Source organism: Yersinia nurmii (assembly GCF_001112925.1).
Taxonomy (GTDB): Bacteria; Pseudomonadota; Gammaproteobacteria; order Enterobacterales; family Enterobacteriaceae; genus Yersinia; species Yersinia nurmii.
This window is the reverse complement of sequence record NZ_CPYD01000001.1, coordinates 621,250-635,922: the sequence shown is the minus strand read 5'-3', so window position 1 is coordinate 635,922 and position 14,673 is coordinate 621,250. Positions and strand designations below refer to the sequence as shown.

Here is a 14,673-nt window from a genome sequence, read left to right as displayed (position 1 = left end):
ATTATCCGGCTGTGCCTGAATCACCACCTTACCGGGCACCACACTGATCGCCAGCGGTTGCCCGGTAAGGCCGCTCTGTGTCAGCCAGTCCTCTGGCAGAGACAGATTGCCGTTATCCCGTATCTAGTTCACGCAACCACAGCCAGCCAGAACCCGGTTTAAAATTCGCCGGCCAGCTTCTGGATGAAGAATCGGGGCTGCACTACAACCGCTTCCGCTACTACGACCCGCAGGCCTGCTGTTACTTAAGCCCGGACCCGATAGGGCTGGCGGGGGGGATGAATACTTACGGGTATGTACATAATCCTCTGTCATGGGTCGACCCATTAGGCTTAGCAGGATGTTCTACCACACTTGGTAGGAACATGATGGAGGCGATGGGACTGCCGCGTTCTACGAAATGGACTGGGCATCAAGCCACCATATAATTCCGAAAGAACTAGCTAACCATCCAGCATTAAAGAAGATCAAATATTATATTGACGATGCAGGAAACGGTATCTTCCTCAGAAGAGTCGATGATGACACTAGTGCGATGGCAAGGCATCAGGGAAGTCATGATGGATATACACAAGCAGTTAAAAATGCTTTGGATAAAATAGATCTTAATCAATCTAAAGACGCTATTTTGAATCAAGTGAAAGAAATCCAAGGAATTTCTCGGAAAGGGTTAGAGAATGGCTACCCAATCAGGCCACTTGATATGGATAAAGCAGGTGGTGCATTAGGAAATGGAAAGGTTAATGCTGTCTGGACTAATATTTTCACTAAAGGTGGCTGGTAATGGATCAAAGATACATAATCGAACCTATTGAGTTTGCATTTACAAATGATCTCTTTAAAGGGTTGTCTGAAGCTATAAGCCAGAAGGTTATTGTTATCAATAATGTTGATGATGCTTATAAGTATGCGTTTGAGCAGAACCTCCCATCGGGTTATAAAGTTTGGAATGATACGATTGAGCAATATCGTAAATCTCTAAGGAAAAATAAGAAATTCCAAGAGGCTTATGATTTTGTTAATGGTAATCTTGAAAGTTTACAGGTTAAAAATGCATCATTACTTATTGAGTTTAGAAAGAAGAAAATAAAGAAAACGAATACCGCTCATGCTGACTTTATTTTCTCTGAAGTTAAAGAAGATGCGTTTTTTGTATTGTCTACAGTAGCAATCAATAGATACTTAGATAACTTTATAAAAGACGCCTTTCTTGAAGATATATATGCACTTTACAAAGCAGGTGCGTGGCCGTGTGGTATGAAAGGAAGTATTATCTTGGTTTTTGACCCAGCATCGCTTAGTTAATATTATTAACTCTTTAGATTAAATGTATAAATAAAAGCTGGGAAGGGCATCTTTGGATCTTCCCGGCTATTTTTTATCTGTTGTTACGTCACAGATTACCCTGCCGAACCTTAATCACTACCTGGCCGGGCATAACGCTGATCACTAGTGTTTGCCCAATAAGGCCGCTTTGCGTCAGCCAGTCTCCCGCTAGATTTCATTAAAATTTGGTAATCCACCGGAGTATAATCTACAAACGAGACCAATACATTCTATCGAAAATAAAAAGATAAGGTTGTCGTGTATGCACAGCAAACATATAGATTAAAAAATAGATAAAGAGATATGATTTTCTAAAAATAATGAGTGGCGGGTAGATAAAAAGAATGGTTGGCTGATAATAACATGGAAACATGGAAACATGGAAACATGGAAACATGGAAAGAACTACTTGTTACATTTAAATTATCTAATAATAAGACGAGGTGTTTTTTATTTACTTCATTAAATATTCATTGTTCGATAGGTTTTTATAACGCTTTAAATATAATTTTTCTGTGTGCTTTTACATGCCATGTAATTATTTTAATAAAGTTAAATCTTAAAAAATAAATTTAAAATGTTATTATTGTTATTGTTATTGTTATTGTTATTGTTATTGTTATTTAATCGTGTTTTTGTGTTTTAAATGTGAATTTTTGAGATTTGCATTTCACTCTAAAGTTCAAGTTTAAAATAATGGTGTGAATGGTTTAAATTTAACTATTCCATGATGTTGTATCTATGCTTTAGTGTTTCTTAATTAAATAGCAAATCGTTTTTATCGCTGGTGGTTTGCTAGTGAAGCGTTATTTATCTGTATGATTAGAAAGAAATAAACCTCGAGGTCAGTTTGTTTAGTAATAGAACCCGAGAAAGCAATACCGATGCAATAAAGACGGAGAATAGTAGTGTAAATCTTAGGGTGATGTCTGATAAATTATAGGCATTAGAAATAAAATAGAATATGCCATCATGGAGAATATAAACTCCTATCATCGATGGGCTGATATAAGCTAGCGTCTTTCTTATCCACTCATATTTAGTATCAAAATTATCAAATATAACGAACAGACATAGACTCAAAATGAGTACATGGAAGTTATCAAGAAAATAGCCAGCATTAACGGTTTTATACACGTGCAGAGATATAAAACTTTCATAGTAATACATCGATATAGCAGTAGGGACGATCAGTAGTTTAGCCGCTATTCTAACTTTTATGTTTTTAGTGATTTCTCTACCCTTGGTTGAACAGAGAAAACGTCCGACCATATAGTAAAATACCCATGTCCAAAGCCTGAAATACTGGGGGAAGTCTATTAAATAAGGTCTTTCGGTAAAAGTACTGATGATATCAATTGAAATAGAAAAGATTAATAATCCACCTAAGGTAAAGAGGGTTTGTCGGCTATTTTTAAGTATTTTAGAAATTATCGGGTTTATAACATAAATAAGTGCGATGCTAAATAGCAACCAGCTTTGCAGGAAGTAACCTTTTTTAAATCCATCTTCATTTATGAAGTAAAATAAAACGTTCCAGAATATTATTATTGTTAAAATGGATTTAATTTTTCTTAATATATCCTGCCTTGTGATTTCTTCAATTGAGTCAATATAACCTATTATCATGAAAAACAGCGGTGTTGCGATAATAGATAAGAAATAGAGGACACTCATAACCTCACCGCTTAAAAAACAGCTGTCGGTACAGGTTTTACTCGCAGAGTAGAATGTGACCGCAGAAAAACAGCTAAGGCTCTTTAGCGCATGGAGGCCGACATTTCTCATAATTGAATCATCACATAAGAGGCTAGCGCAGAGGGCGAAGCGATGCCCTTTATCTGATTGGGTGCAATTTCTTTTGGCTGATTGTGTCTGATCACATACCGCAGTTTGTTCATTTTGACACCTTGGGTTTGCATCAGAAAACTCTCTATCTCATCTATTCATTTTAAGATATTTTTGCACAAAACGAAATTTCTGTCACCGTTCATAGTGTCTAACCGAAATTCATAACATCTGATAGGAATTTTGCCATCACACCCTCTTTTTTATCCTTTTTAACCAATCCGTTTATTTTTGTTGGTGTCAGAGCATTCCTACACAAAGGCGTCTCACAGTCCTATATAACCTAAAAATGCCCTGTGTTTTACTGATTGAACATAAAATCCGTCGGTAATATAGCGGCCATAAATTAAAGAATCGCTTCTACAACCATAAGGAAGTTGATTGCTTAGGTTCTCAGCAAAAAAGATCGCGTATTGGCGTGAGCTTGCCTTGAACCCGTAGTGGTGCTTTGCACGGTGATGTGGGGATAGGCAGTCCGTGGCCTGCATGAAGCCCGATATTATGGGTAAAGGCATGGATTATCTTTTTTGTTCGACTTCTTATTTTGGGATGTGAGTAAAATGATAAGTTGCATGGTGGTAGATAATGATAGATATCTGACCCTTGGAATCATATCTATGGTTAAAAAAATATTTACCGGAATGGGAAGCAAGGAAGATATTAAGTTTTATAAGCGTCCATTCCATCCAGTTGATGTTGTATTTATCGGCGTTGATGAATCCAACTTTTTTGAGGCGTTAGCCCGCCTAGAGAAAATAGCGCTGGATACTAAGGTGTTTCTGATTGCGGATTTAAGGTTGAGTAGCTTCTTTCAGGGGATCCCCGGATTCCATAATGTCACTATGATTTATCGTGAAGAAACTATAGACAGCCTGGAGTCCAAAATTACCGGCGTTATTAAACGAACATTCCGTCTCCTCACTGAAGCTGCATCCGATCGTAAAATAGATCAGCATGAAGCTGTTCAGAATGATGAGCAAAACTTTCTTACGCCAAGTGAAAATGCCGTTCTGGCCTTGTTCAATGAAGGATTTTCCGGCGGTGATATCGCCAAAATCCTTAAGAAGAGTCAAAAGACTGTTAGCGGCCAAAAACGCTCTGCCATGAGAAAATTGGGTGCAAGAACAGATGTTGAATTGATTAAGATGTTTATGTTCAAGTAAATAAGTTAGGTATACAAGCGTCAATATCTATTGTTGACTTGAGCATTGTGCACTGCATTTGCCTTTTTGACACCAATGACGCCACAGTGATTACTAATTTACCGTCAGGAGTTTAAAGGGTAATCAGTCCCCAAAGACATGGGGACTGATGGTGAAGAGGGTTAAATATTTTTCAGCTTGGCTACGGTGCTATCAATATCGATTTCGTGATCGGAGAAGGTATAAGTCACGTTTTGATGAGTAGTTACCGATAGCATTTTCAGGGGAACCGTTTTTTCCGCAATGTTTTCTTCCTGCGGGCGAATTTTATTCATCAGTAGTCCAACAGAAAGCACGGTATTAGCTTTATCCACCTCTGCCTGAGCCGGCACTTCTTTAGTGAATGTTTTGAACGATTTAATGCTGGTAAGTTTGATCCTCTCATTGGCAATAAAAATGTATTTGCTCTCAATGGCAACTTTAACTGCAAAAGCTGATAAACCTTTGCTGTTGGTTGTTGGTTCAAAAGTCACTTCCGCATTTTTCTTAATCATCTCGGGATTAGCAACTTTAATAACGTGAAAATAACGGTTATCTCCGTTTTCATCGGTGATAAAACCAAAGCCTTTATCTTCAAAAAAAGTTGTTATTCTACCGTTCATCATGCGTCTCGTTTAAGCCAGTCTATTAGTTGCCTATGATACAGGGGAATGCTTTACAGATACAGCCTGAGACCTTTGCTACGGTTATTAGCGTTGGGAATCACCATAGATTTGGTGGCAATTTAGGCAAAAATGCAAAGTATTCACACTGACAGTGTGGCAGGGGTTGGTGATTTTATCTGTTTTTCTCTTTTTTGTGATCTACATTCTGGACAAAACATCGTTCAATTGCTGTACTGTAATTGACACGGTTGTTGTGTCCAACTATTCACGTAAAGGTAAGTTTGATGTCTAAGATTAAAGGTAGCGTTAAGTGGTTCAATGAATCCAAAGGTTTCGGCTTCATTACCCCAGAAGATGGCAGTAAGGACGTTTTCGTTCATTTCTCTGCCATCGCTAGCAATGGTTTCAAAACTCTTGCTGAAGGCCAGCGTGTAGAATTTGAAATCACGAACGGTGCCAAAGGGCCATCTGCTGCTAATGTTATCGCTATCTAAGTAGCCAATATTCTTAAAAACCCGCCCCTTGGGCGGGTTTTTTTATGGCTGGAAATAGAGTCAGAGCCCGCTTTCGATGATTACAGTATGAGATTACCGTCCGATAAAACCTGAATCTTGTTGTTGATCTTCAGGCCGCGGGTGCCGGCTCATCTTAAACGGTATCTTGAAATACTAGAATAAATAAACCTTCAGAAATGCCAGCGAGATCAGTACGCATAGGCCAACCATCAGTAATTCTGTTAGTGTTTTAGGTGATCCAAACATGTTATTTATCCTGCGTTTCAGTGAATTAAGGTGAAACTGCTCTCAGGATACGGATTATCTAATTTGAAACTTAAGAAAACATTAAGGAGATAAATAGCACTCTTAAAAGCGAGGGGGCCCCGCTTTTTGTTTTTTTACTGTGCGCTCCACATGTTCACTAACATAAAGGCCAGCATTGTCATGGCTAATGAACCCGCCAGATTGAATAATATAGTCAGTCCGGCCCAAATGAATTTACTGTCTTGAAGTAAGTACACCACTTCAAGCGAAAAAGTTGAGAATGTTGTCAGCCCGCCGCAAAAACCAGTTGTTATTAGCATTTTCCAAACTGGATCAAGGTGCGTCATTCTATTGAATAAGGCTAATGTCAGGCCAATAATAAAAGCGCCAACCAGGTTAACAGTGAGAGTGCCAATAGGTACGTTAGGGGATAACCCGTTTAATTTCATGCTGATAAGCCAGCGTAGCGTACTGCCAACGCCACCACCGATAAAGACTGCCAGTAATGTGGGGAACATAAACACCTTTCTTGTTATCAGGGAGTTTGCAGAAAGGCTTAGGCGTAATTCCACGCACCTTTCTGAGAAGGTAACGTAGACATCATCAGCCTTGAGGGGCGGTTATGGAGGAATGTCATCTCCAGAGCTTTAATTGGATATTACACTGACTTTTTCTTATTTTAAACCCTGAAAGTTTGGTAGCCTATTCACGATTACACCATGATATTTAAATGACCAAGGAACAAGCGTGAAAATCCGAAAGGTGAAGCCCAATGACGAAGCTGCCATCTCTGAATTATTGATAGCATTAGATTATGCAGGAACCGATGGTTTTTTAAACCAGCGTTTACTACAGCTTATTGGGCATCCTGATAGCGGTTTGTTGGTTGCGACTATCAATGATGTTGTATGCGGCTTTATTTCATTGCATTTTATCCCGCAGATTGCGCTGGCTGGTGATTTCTGTCGAATCAGTTATTTATGTGTTAGTGAGAAGGTCAGGGGGGCAGGAATCGGTAAGCAACTTCTGAATGAAGCTGAAAAGGTGGCGCGCGAACGTGGCTGTGATCGTATGGAATTACACAGTCATTCCCGACGAGTGAAAGCTCATGCTTTTTATCTGCGGGAAGGCTATGCGGAATCACCCAAATATTTTACCAAGCGCTTAACTGAATAGGTAGTTAGCTCGCTAGCTCAATACGGTCTCTGCCATTATCTTTAGCGTGATATAAAGCGGAGTCAGCGGCTTTTAGCCACTGTTGATAATTGGTCATTTCTGGTTTGAATTCTGATACACCAGCGCTGACTTTGATCTGTAGCCCCGGCGATTGATTAAATACAATTTCAGCCAGTTTTTCCTGAATACGCCCTAATACCTCGCAGGCCTGCTCCGCCGAAGTATTAGGCAGGATAGCACCGAATTCATCCCCGCCGTAGCGACCGACGATATCTACGGCTCTTAGCCCCAATAATAGCTCCTCGGCCAGTGCTGTAATGGCATCATCACCAACAGCGTGGCCAAAAGTATCATTGATATTTTTAAATTTATCGATATCCAGTAGCACCAAGGACGCGCTGTGTTTATAGCGACGGCAGCTATCAAACTGATTATGAAGTTGATGTTCCCAGTGGCGTCGGTTATATAGCCCGGTTAATCCATCTCTCACGCTAATACGCAAAAGCTCCTCTTTATTATCTGCCAGGCGTTTGGCTGTGCGATATGTCACCCAACCCAGTAACGATGGATAAATAAAAATCATCGGCAAACAGCTATATACCTGAATTGGTGTGGTTTGCGGCTGAAATGGCAGTCGAAATATCCAGGCGACCAGTAAGCAGCCTATTATCTGTAGGCCAAGACCTTTAAGAAAAAAAGATTTTCCGCCTGATGCGATATTGTTCATGCTCATCATTGATAAGATGACCACGGAGGGCAAGGCATTAAACGACATTACTGCCACCCAGACGCCGCCTAAAATAGAATCCATGCTTAAATTCAGCATTTCCTGGCGATGCGGAGAATTGGCTCGAATGGATAATTGATAGGCTAAGTGCGGCCAAATTAACCCGTTTATGGCTAGCAGTGCCCACATCCACAGCGGAGTTTGTCGGGTGATTAGCACTGATAAGACGCATAGCATACCGATACCCAAGCCAAATATCCGGGGTAGGTAGATGCGCCGGGCAAAACTCAATCCGGCCTGGCGCGAATTTGCTCTGCTATATAAGGACAAGTGACGCCCTCCGAATAAATCTGATTTTGGGGAATGTTAAGTAATCGACATTCAGCATGAGTCAGAATTTAATTAAGCAGACTCCTGCATAAATCATAGTTCAGGAACGAAATCTGTTACATCTTACTGTTGTTTTATCCGGCATTTTATTCGTAAATAACCCACAATTAAGTTAATCCTATTTTTAGTCCTGAACGAATAAGAAGGTATGTATGGAAGGTATCAGTATTACCAAACTTTTGGTGGTAGGTATATTGATTGTGCTGCTGTTTGGCACCAGTAAACTGCGCACTTTGGGGGCTGATTTAGGTGCAGCGCTGAAAGGCTTTAAAAAAGCGATGGGCGATGATAAAGCTCCGCCAGCCGATATCGCAGAAACCAAAGTGGTGCCGCCGGTAGAGCATAAAGATTAGTTCTAGATTTAATCACTGCATGGAAATTGCAGATAGTCTGAATGAAAAACGGATATCCAGATGGAGATCCGTTTCAGGCTATTTGCGGTTTGAGTTGTAATAAATTATGTCTATTTAACGCGGTTTTTCGCAACTAAAAACAAGCCTAAATATGAATTCAGGCTTGTATGATTATTTGACTTCTTCGCCTTTGGCTTGCAAGTCCGCGTGATAAGAAGAGCGAACGAAAGGACCACAGGCTGCGTGGGTAAAGCCCATTGCCATGGCTTCGGCTTTCATTTCATCAAACTCATCCGGGCTGACGTAGCGCTGAACCGGTAAATGATGGCGGCTAGGCTGCAAATACTGGCCCAACGTCAGCATGGTCACGCCATGACGACGTAAGTCGCGCATGACTTCAACGATTTCAGCGTTGGTTTCACCTAGACCCACCATCAGGCCAGATTTGGTCGGAATATTTGGGTGCGCTTCTTTGAAACGTTCCAGCAGCTTCAATGACCATTCATAGTTCGCGCCTGGACGAACCTGACGATAGACCCGTGGCACGTTTTCCAGGTTATGGTTAAACACGTCGGGCGGCGTTGCTGTCAGAATATCTAATGCGCGATCCATACGACCACGGAAATCCGGCACTAACGTTTCGATCTTGATCGTTGGGTTTTTGGCGCGAATTGCCGCGATACAGTCAGCAAAATGCTGAGCACCACCGTCGCGTAAATCATCGCGGTCAACGGATGTGATAACCACATAGCGCAGCCCCATATCTTTAATGGTTTGCGCCAGCTTTTCTGGCTCGTTGGCGTCTGGCAGGGTTGGACGACCGTGCGCTACGTCGCAGAATGGGCAGCGACGAGTACAGATTGCGCCGAGGATCATAAAAGTCGCAGTGCCGTGATTGAAACACTCTGACAGGTTAGGGCAAGAGGCTTCTTCGCAAACCGAATGCAGGCCGTTTTTGCGCATCGCCGCTTTGATGCCTTGAATACGGCTGGAATCAGCAGGAAGCTTGATTTTCATCCACTCGGGTTTACGTAATAGCTCCTGGCGTTCAGTCACCACGGTTTTCACCGGGATTAACGCCATTTTATCTGCATCACGGTATTTTACGCCGCGTTCCATCTGAATCGGTTTACTCATAATCGTACAGGTTCCAGTTCTGAATCTCTAATATGAGATTTTTCATTAAAATCAACGAAATGAGACATTCGTTAAAAATTATTTGAAAATTGTTTAAAAATTATATCATCTTTCCCCCGATCCGTTCAGCCCCCAATTTTGTATGAGTTTGTGCTTTCAGGCAGCAGAATCCTACGGGAGAAACCTTATAAAGGATGATAATCCTCTGCCTGCCAAGGCTCAACAACGGCATCTGCGTAGCCCAATTGGCGAATAAACTCATGCACCAGAATGGGTTGCACATCGCTAAGTGTGGTTCCTGGCTGGAATGTACTCACTTGTGTCATTTCCATACCGGCGTAACCGCAAGGGTTTATGCGCTGAAACGGTGACAAATCCATATCGATGTTCAGCGCTAGTCCGTGGAACGAGCAGCCTTTACGAATACGTAAACCCAAAGAGCAGACTTTCTTTTGCCCGATATAGACGCCGGGTGCATCCGGTCGAGCGTGGGCCTCAATACCAAAATGAGTCAAAGTTTCTACCACGGTATTCTCAATCGCGGTGACCAACTGGCGGACGCCGACTTTTGCGCGTTTCAAATTGATCAGAACATACATTACCTGCTGGCCCGGGCCATGGTAGGTAACCTGTCCGCCGCGATCGCTTTGAATCACAGGGATATCTCCCGGCATCAGCAAGTGTTCGGCTTTCCCCGCTTGGCCTTGGGTAAATACCTGATGGTGTTCTACTAGCCAGATTTCATCTGGGGTAGTTTCATCGCGACCTTCAGTGAAGGCGTGCATGGCTTGAGATACAGGTGCATAGGGTTGTAGCCCTAGCTGGCGCAAAATGATCTTGTGTTGTTGCAAGCGAGACATCATCTGGTTACAGAAATGGTGGCGTCAGTATACCAGCACCACCGCAGGGAACCAGTGTTGACCGGTGAAAAAACGGAAGTGTGATAATAATTACGCATGAGTCAGGGATATACAGATAAAATAAGGCCCGAGTTAATTCGGGCCTCTATTCGTTTTTTACGCGGTGTTACAGCGTAAAAATCTATGGGTATTTATATTGAGTCAGATAGATATGGTTTAAATTACAGAACCATACGAACCAGTTCAATTTTACCCAGTTCTTCATACAGGGTTTCTACTTGGTCAATGTGTTCTGCATTGATGGTGATAGAGACGGAGTGATAGTTGCCTTTGCTGCTCGGTTTTACCTCAGGGGTATAATCGCCCGGAGCATGGCGCTGTACCACTTCAACCACCTGGTCAACCAGCTGTGGTTCAGCAATGCCCATCACCTTGTAGGTAAAGGAACAAGGGAACTCTAGCAGTTCGTTCAGTTTAGTTTTCATGTGCGCTCCTGGGTTGCGACCGGACAGTAGATAAGGCGAAATGCTAATCACTTCCGGCATTAAAAATTATAACTCCCGCCTGAGCGGGAGCTTCATAATATTTATAATATGGGGACAGTCTTCAGACTTTCAAGTCTGTGACCTTAGCCGAACCAATGATGGAACATCAGTTTGATATAATCCACCATGCGGCTGAAGAAACCACCTTCTTTCACTTCGTTCATCACCACCAGCGGGCGTTGTTCGATAGTTTTGCCGTCCAGCTGGAAGTTGATGCTGCCAACTACCTGATTTTTTGCCAAAGGTGCGTGGATTTCTGGCGTGTTCAGCACGTAACTGGCTTTAAGATCTTTCATGCGACCGCGTGGAATAGTCAGATAAACGTCTTTATCAACGCCTAGCTGTACCCGATCGGTGTCCCCGAACCAGACTGGCTCAGAAGCGAACTCTTTACCGACTTTCAACGGTGCTACGGTTTCGAAGAAGCGGAAGCCCCATGTCAGCAGTTTTTTGCTTTCGGTTTCACGGCCTTTGTAGGTGTGACCACCCAGAACCGCGGAAATCAAACGCATCTGGCCTTCGGTAGCGGAGGCAACCAGATTGTAGCCAGCGGCTTCGGTATGGCCGGTTTTGATACCGTCAACGTTCAGGCTGGTATCCCACAGTAAACCGTTACGGTTCATCTGACGGATATTATTGAAGGTGAATTCTTTTTCTTTATAAATAGCATATTCGTCTGGAACGTCGCGAATCAATGCCTGACCAATCAACGCCATATCACGAGCGGAGCTGTATTGACCTTCGGCATCCAGACCGTGAACAGTTTTGAAATGGGTATTCTTCAGGCCCAGCGCATTCACATAGTTGTTCATCAGATTCACGAAGGAATCCTGACTGCCAGCAACGTAATCAGCCATAGCCACGCAAGCATCGTTACCGGATTGCAGATTAATACCGCGAGTCAGTTTGGAAACTGGAACCTGATCCCCCGGTTTCAGGAACATCAATGATGAACCTTGGAATACCGGATTGCCGGTTGCCCAGGCGTCTTTGCCTACGGTAACCATGTCTTCAGGGCCGATTTTCCCGGATTTGATTGCCTGACCGATAACATAGCTGGTCATCATTTTGGTCAGACTGGCAGGGTTACGGCGTGCATCGGCATTCATTTCTGCCAATACTTTTCCGGAGTTGTAGTCAATCAGTACATAAGCTTCCGCGTCGATTTGTGGCACGCCGGGAATCATAGTTTTCATATTGACGTCGTCGGCGTTAGCAACAGAAGCTGCGCTCATGACGATAACGGTGCCGAGCGTTATGCTCTTGATAAAACGAGAAGTAGTTACATATTTCATGATCAGGACAACAACATCCGTGGGGTAAGTTAAGAACGTGCCACACTATAGCAGATGAGGTGTTGGCAGACATCAGGCAATCCCCATCTCTTGCGGCGTTTACACATTTTTACGTGTGGGTCGCAACCCGGCATTTTAAAGCCTAACCTTTTGTTTATATATAGGTTAGGCTCTAATTTTTCTCTAAACAGCAAAATTGCTACAAGGCGTTTCCAAAAGGATTAGATTGCCAGTTATTACGGCTAACTACGGCGCAGTGATGATAAATGACTGCTGCTGTGCTTCTGAGGATAAACGCTGTTGCAGTTCTGCGGCCTGCTGGCGGCTGCTGAACGGACCTAACTGTACCCGGTGAACGTTTCCAGCGCTGGAAACTTTACCCGGTACGCCAAAACGTTGGCTCAGGGCCTGCTGCCAGGTAGAGGCGCGCTGGGCATCGCTTAATGCGCCAACCTGCACGATATAAGCACCGGAGGCCGAAGCGGATGCTGCCGCAGGAGCCACTGAGGTTATCGGACCGGGATTACTGACCACCGGCGGTGTTACTGGCTCGGCGCTTTCCAGTACGCCGGAAGGCAACGAGGACGGCGCACGCAGGAAACCGCTACTTTGCGCGGCTACGGGCTGCGCGGCATCAGCACCGGATAAGTTGCTGTTTTCAACTGGACGAACCGGCGCATCGTTGACGGGGGCGTCCTGCTGAATGGGGTTACCCATGGCTCCAGACGTTAAATCCGGGCGGCTTGGCAGGGCATAGCTTTGCTTGGCAATAGTGGTCCCGACCATACCTGGGCCCGAAAGGGAACCGTCAGGTGAAACATGGATAAAATCAATTTTCACCTTGGTATTGTTAGAGATATTCAAGCGATCTGCCGCAGCTTTGGATAAATCAATTACACGCCCCGGAGTATACGGGCCACGGTCATTGACCCGAACCACGATTTGGCGGCCATTGCTTACGTTGGTGACCCGCACGTAGCTAGGAATCGGCAGGGTAGGGTGAGCGGCGGTTAGCGCATTGGGATCGAATATTTCGCCGGTGGCAGTGGTGTTGCCATTGGCTTCTTCACCATACCAGGCGGCCAGACCGGTCTGGCTGAAGTTTTGCGGATCTTTGATGATGCTATAGGATTTCCCGTTCACTTTGTAATCCTGATTAAAATTAGGATTAAAAGGTTCATAACGAGGCTCCGCTCCGCCGATCTCTTCAACCGGTCCGTTATAAGTTTGCTGTGTTTGCTCTATAGGTGCTTGATTTTCCGTAGTACAAGCCGATAACAGCACACTGACGACGCCGATCCAAAGCCATTCCTTACGCATTGCTCACCTCTATAAATTTTTAGATAACATTTTTCGATGAGTATGTATCGACATCACGATACCAAACCCGGCCATCAGGACTATCAGCGCCGAGCCACCGTAGCTGACCAAAGGCAAAGGTACGCCAACTACGGGTAGAATTCCACTGACCATACCAATGTTAACAAACACATACACAAACAGTATCAGCATCAGCCCACCGACCATCACTCGGCCAAAGGTGGTTTGCGCATGAGCGGCTATCACCAACCCACGCATAATAGTACAAAGATATAGACCCAGCAGAACCAATACGCCTACTAGACCTAATTCTTCTGCTAATACCGCAAAAATAAAGTCGGTATGGCGTTCTGGCAGGAATTCTAACTGGGATTGAGTACCCTGTAGCCAGCCTTTACCCACTAAACCGCCGGAGCCGATAGCGATTTTGGATTGAATAATATGGTAGCCCGCGCCCAATGGATCACTTTCCGGGTCCAGCAGCATCATGACGCGGTCCTGTTGGTAACCGTGCATCAGGAAGAACCAAAGTATCGGGATAAAGCAGGCGACCAGTACGGCGGCGATGGCAATCAAACGCCAGCTCATTCCGGCCAGGAACAGTACAAATAATCCGGACGCAGCGACCAGAATTGATGTCCCTAGGTCGGGCTGAGCAGCGACCAGCAGGGTTGGCATAAAGATCAGAATGAGTGCAATACCGGTATTTTTTAATGTTGGTGGACAAACGTCCCGGTTCATAAAGCGCGCCACCATCAGCGGGACGGCGATTTTGGCTATTTCCGACGGCTGGAAACGCACAAAGCCGAGATCCAACCAACGCTGTGCGCCTTTACTGATTTGGCCGAAGGCATCGACCAAAACCAATAAAATCACGCAAACAATGTACAGATAAGGCGCCCAGCTTTCGTAGACGCGCGGAGGAATCTGCGCCATCACGATCATTACGCACAGGCCAATGGCGATTTGGCCGAGCTTGCGCTCCATCATGCCGACATCTTGTCCGCTGGCGCTCCACATCACGAAGGCGCTGTAGGCCAGCAGGGAAAGAATGCAGATCAGAAACGGTAGATCGATATGCATTTTGGACCACAGAGATCCTTTTTGTTGGCGTTCAGTCATGATGTA

17 protein-coding genes, 2 pseudogenes and 1 riboswitch are annotated in these 14,673 nt (G+C 44.0%); of the genes and pseudogenes, 7 read left to right on the top strand and 12 right to left on the bottom strand.

From position 1 onward, the window contains the following. Nucleotides 1–84, bottom strand: a pseudogene (locus AD970_RS18665) (SymE family type I addiction module toxin); the annotation flags it as partial. Here AD970_RS18665 and AD970_RS20415 point away from each other — a divergent pair. Genes AD970_RS20415 through AD970_RS02855 form a run of 3 tightly spaced genes read left to right on the top strand, consistent with a single transcriptional unit; the run spans nt 78 to nt 1,305 of the window. Beyond that, nucleotides 78–428, top strand: a complete 351-nt coding sequence (locus tag AD970_RS20415; RefSeq protein WP_167337476.1) for an RHS repeat-associated core domain-containing protein — start codon at nt 78–80, stop codon at nt 426–428. The pseudogene AD970_RS18665 and the gene AD970_RS20415 overlap by 7 nt on opposite strands. Further along, nucleotides 401–784 (top strand): AHH domain-containing protein, encoded by a 384-nt coding sequence (locus AD970_RS20410; RefSeq protein WP_053215256.1) that lies wholly within the window; start codon nt 401–403, stop codon nt 782–784. Before AD970_RS20415 ends, AD970_RS20410 begins: the two co-directional genes overlap by 28 nt. Next, entirely contained in the window at nt 784–1,305 is a 522-nt protein-coding gene (locus AD970_RS02855; RefSeq protein WP_049596802.1) for a hypothetical protein, read from the top strand. Before AD970_RS20410 ends, AD970_RS02855 begins: the two co-directional genes overlap by 1 nt. A gap of 88 nt (nt 1,306–1,393) precedes the next feature. Here the strand turns inward: AD970_RS02855 and AD970_RS18660 are convergent. Next, nucleotides 1,394–1,489: pseudogene (locus AD970_RS18660) on the bottom strand (SymE family type I addiction module toxin); the annotation flags it as partial. A gap of 659 nt (nt 1,490–2,148) precedes the next feature. Next, nucleotides 2,149–3,114 carry an acyltransferase family protein gene (locus AD970_RS02850; RefSeq protein ID WP_049596801.1) on the bottom strand — a complete coding sequence of 322 codons (966 nt, stop codon included), beginning with the start codon at nt 3,112–3,114 and terminating at the stop codon, nt 2,149–2,151. A gap of 632 nt (nt 3,115–3,746) precedes the next feature. Here AD970_RS02850 and AD970_RS02845 point away from each other — a divergent pair. After that, nucleotides 3,747–4,337 (top strand): helix-turn-helix transcriptional regulator, encoded by a 591-nt coding sequence (locus AD970_RS02845; protein WP_049596800.1) that lies wholly within the window; start codon nt 3,747–3,749, stop codon nt 4,335–4,337. A 161-nt stretch (nt 4,338–4,498) separates the two neighbouring features. Here AD970_RS02845 and AD970_RS02840 read toward each other — a convergent pair whose 3' ends face one another. Further along, the gene (locus AD970_RS02840) at nt 4,499–4,978 is read right to left on the bottom strand and encodes a cold-shock protein (RefSeq protein WP_049596799.1); all 480 of its coding nucleotides are present in this window, start codon (nt 4,976–4,978) and stop codon (nt 4,499–4,501) included. Between the two features lie 287 nt (nt 4,979–5,265). Between AD970_RS02840 and cspE the strand changes: the two genes are divergently transcribed. Then, nucleotides 5,266–5,475, top strand: coding sequence for a transcription antiterminator/RNA stability regulator CspE (gene cspE / locus AD970_RS02835; protein WP_002210315.1), 210 nt, complete (start codon nt 5,266–5,268; stop codon nt 5,473–5,475). Between the two features lie 401 nt (nt 5,476–5,876). On the opposite strand, the gene crcB is transcribed toward cspE, so the two are convergent. Further along, nucleotides 5,877–6,260 carry a fluoride efflux transporter CrcB gene (gene crcB, locus AD970_RS02830; protein ID WP_049596798.1) on the bottom strand — a complete coding sequence of 128 codons (384 nt, stop codon included), beginning with the start codon at nt 6,258–6,260 and terminating at the stop codon, nt 5,877–5,879. A gap of 69 nt (nt 6,261–6,329) precedes the next feature. Continuing rightward, nucleotides 6,330–6,392, bottom strand: a riboswitch (Fluoride riboswitch). 97 nt (nt 6,393–6,489) lie between these two features. Between crcB and AD970_RS02825 the strand changes: the two genes are divergently transcribed. Continuing rightward, nucleotides 6,490–6,918 (top strand): GNAT family N-acetyltransferase, encoded by a 429-nt coding sequence (locus AD970_RS02825; protein WP_049596797.1) that lies wholly within the window; start codon nt 6,490–6,492, stop codon nt 6,916–6,918. 4 nt (nt 6,919–6,922) lie between these two features. Here AD970_RS02825 and AD970_RS02820 read toward each other — a convergent pair whose 3' ends face one another. Continuing rightward, the gene (locus AD970_RS02820) at nt 6,923–7,936 is read right to left on the bottom strand and encodes a diguanylate cyclase (protein WP_268872133.1); all 1,014 of its coding nucleotides are present in this window, start codon (nt 7,934–7,936) and stop codon (nt 6,923–6,925) included. 251 nt (nt 7,937–8,187) lie between these two features. On the opposite strand from AD970_RS02820, the gene tatA reads away from it, so the two are divergent. Then, nucleotides 8,188–8,388 carry a Sec-independent protein translocase subunit TatA gene (gene tatA, locus AD970_RS02815; protein WP_049596796.1) on the top strand — a complete coding sequence of 67 codons (201 nt, stop codon included), beginning with the start codon at nt 8,188–8,190 and terminating at the stop codon, nt 8,386–8,388. A gap of 171 nt (nt 8,389–8,559) precedes the next feature. Here the strand turns inward: tatA and lipA are convergent, their stop codons facing one another. The 6 genes from lipA to mrdB form a co-directional block, all read right to left on the bottom strand. Then, nucleotides 8,560–9,525 carry a lipoyl synthase gene (gene lipA, locus AD970_RS02810; protein ID WP_049596795.1) on the bottom strand — a complete coding sequence of 322 codons (966 nt, stop codon included), beginning with the start codon at nt 9,523–9,525 and terminating at the stop codon, nt 8,560–8,562. Nucleotides 9,526–9,710: 185 nt separating this feature from the next. After that, a complete protein-coding gene (gene lipB / locus AD970_RS02805) occupies nt 9,711–10,388 on the bottom strand; it encodes a lipoyl(octanoyl) transferase LipB (protein ID WP_049596794.1) in 678 nt (225 codons plus the stop codon). A 218-nt stretch (nt 10,389–10,606) separates the two neighbouring features. After that, nucleotides 10,607–10,870: a DUF493 family protein YbeD gene (gene ybeD, locus AD970_RS02800; protein WP_049596843.1), complete on the bottom strand. Its 264-nt coding sequence runs from the start codon at nt 10,868–10,870 to the stop codon at nt 10,607–10,609. A 143-nt stretch (nt 10,871–11,013) separates the two neighbouring features. Beyond that, nucleotides 11,014–12,225, bottom strand: coding sequence for a D-alanyl-D-alanine carboxypeptidase DacA (gene dacA / locus AD970_RS02795; RefSeq protein WP_049596793.1), 1,212 nt, complete (start codon nt 12,223–12,225; stop codon nt 11,014–11,016). Nucleotides 12,226–12,471: 246 nt separating this feature from the next. Next, complete coding sequence (rlpA, locus tag AD970_RS02790) at nt 12,472–13,545, bottom strand: endolytic peptidoglycan transglycosylase RlpA (RefSeq protein ID WP_049596792.1); 1,074 nt, start codon at nt 13,543–13,545, stop codon at nt 12,472–12,474. A 9-nt stretch (nt 13,546–13,554) separates the two neighbouring features. After that, a complete protein-coding gene (gene mrdB, locus AD970_RS02785) occupies nt 13,555–14,667 on the bottom strand; it encodes a peptidoglycan glycosyltransferase MrdB (RefSeq protein WP_049596791.1) in 1,113 nt (370 codons plus the stop codon). Nucleotides 14,668–14,673 lie beyond the last annotated feature (6 nt).

What these genes read in the sequence shown, in the direction of transcription:
- AD970_RS02850 (WP_049596801.1), bottom strand. Translation starts at nt 3,114, where the DNA reads ATGAGAAATGTCGGCCTCCATGCGCTAAAGAGCCTTAGCTGTTTTTCT.
- rlpA (WP_049596792.1), bottom strand. Translation starts at nt 13,545, where the DNA reads ATGCGTAAGGAATGGCTTTGGATCGGCGTCGTCAGTGTGCTGTTATCG.
- tatA (WP_049596796.1), top strand. Translation starts at nt 8,188, where the DNA reads ATGGAAGGTATCAGTATTACCAAACTTTTGGTGGTAGGTATATTGATT.
- dacA (WP_049596793.1), bottom strand. Translation starts at nt 12,225, where the DNA reads ATGAAATATGTAACTACTTCTCGTTTTATCAAGAGCATAACGCTCGGC.
- AD970_RS02840 (WP_049596799.1), bottom strand. Translation starts at nt 4,978, where the DNA reads ATGAACGGTAGAATAACAACTTTTTTTGAAGATAAAGGCTTTGGTTTT.
- crcB (WP_049596798.1), bottom strand. Translation starts at nt 6,260, where the DNA reads ATGTTCCCCACATTACTGGCAGTCTTTATCGGTGGTGGCGTTGGCAGT.
- AD970_RS02855 (WP_049596802.1), top strand. Translation starts at nt 784, where the DNA reads ATGGATCAAAGATACATAATCGAACCTATTGAGTTTGCATTTACAAAT.
- cspE (WP_002210315.1), top strand. Translation starts at nt 5,266, where the DNA reads ATGTCTAAGATTAAAGGTAGCGTTAAGTGGTTCAATGAATCCAAAGGT.
- lipA (WP_049596795.1), bottom strand. Translation starts at nt 9,525, where the DNA reads ATGAGTAAACCGATTCAGATGGAACGCGGCGTAAAATACCGTGATGCA.
- mrdB (WP_049596791.1), bottom strand. Translation starts at nt 14,667, where the DNA reads ATGACTGAACGCCAACAAAAAGGATCTCTGTGGTCCAAAATGCATATC.
- AD970_RS20410 (WP_053215256.1), top strand. Translation starts at nt 401, where the DNA reads ATGGACTGGGCATCAAGCCACCATATAATTCCGAAAGAACTAGCTAAC.
- lipB (WP_049596794.1), bottom strand. Translation starts at nt 10,388, where the DNA reads ATGATGTCTCGCTTGCAACAACACAAGATCATTTTGCGCCAGCTAGGG.
- ybeD (WP_049596843.1), bottom strand. Translation starts at nt 10,870, where the DNA reads ATGAAAACTAAACTGAACGAACTGCTAGAGTTCCCTTGTTCCTTTACC.
- AD970_RS02845 (WP_049596800.1), top strand. Translation starts at nt 3,747, where the DNA reads ATGGTGGTAGATAATGATAGATATCTGACCCTTGGAATCATATCTATG.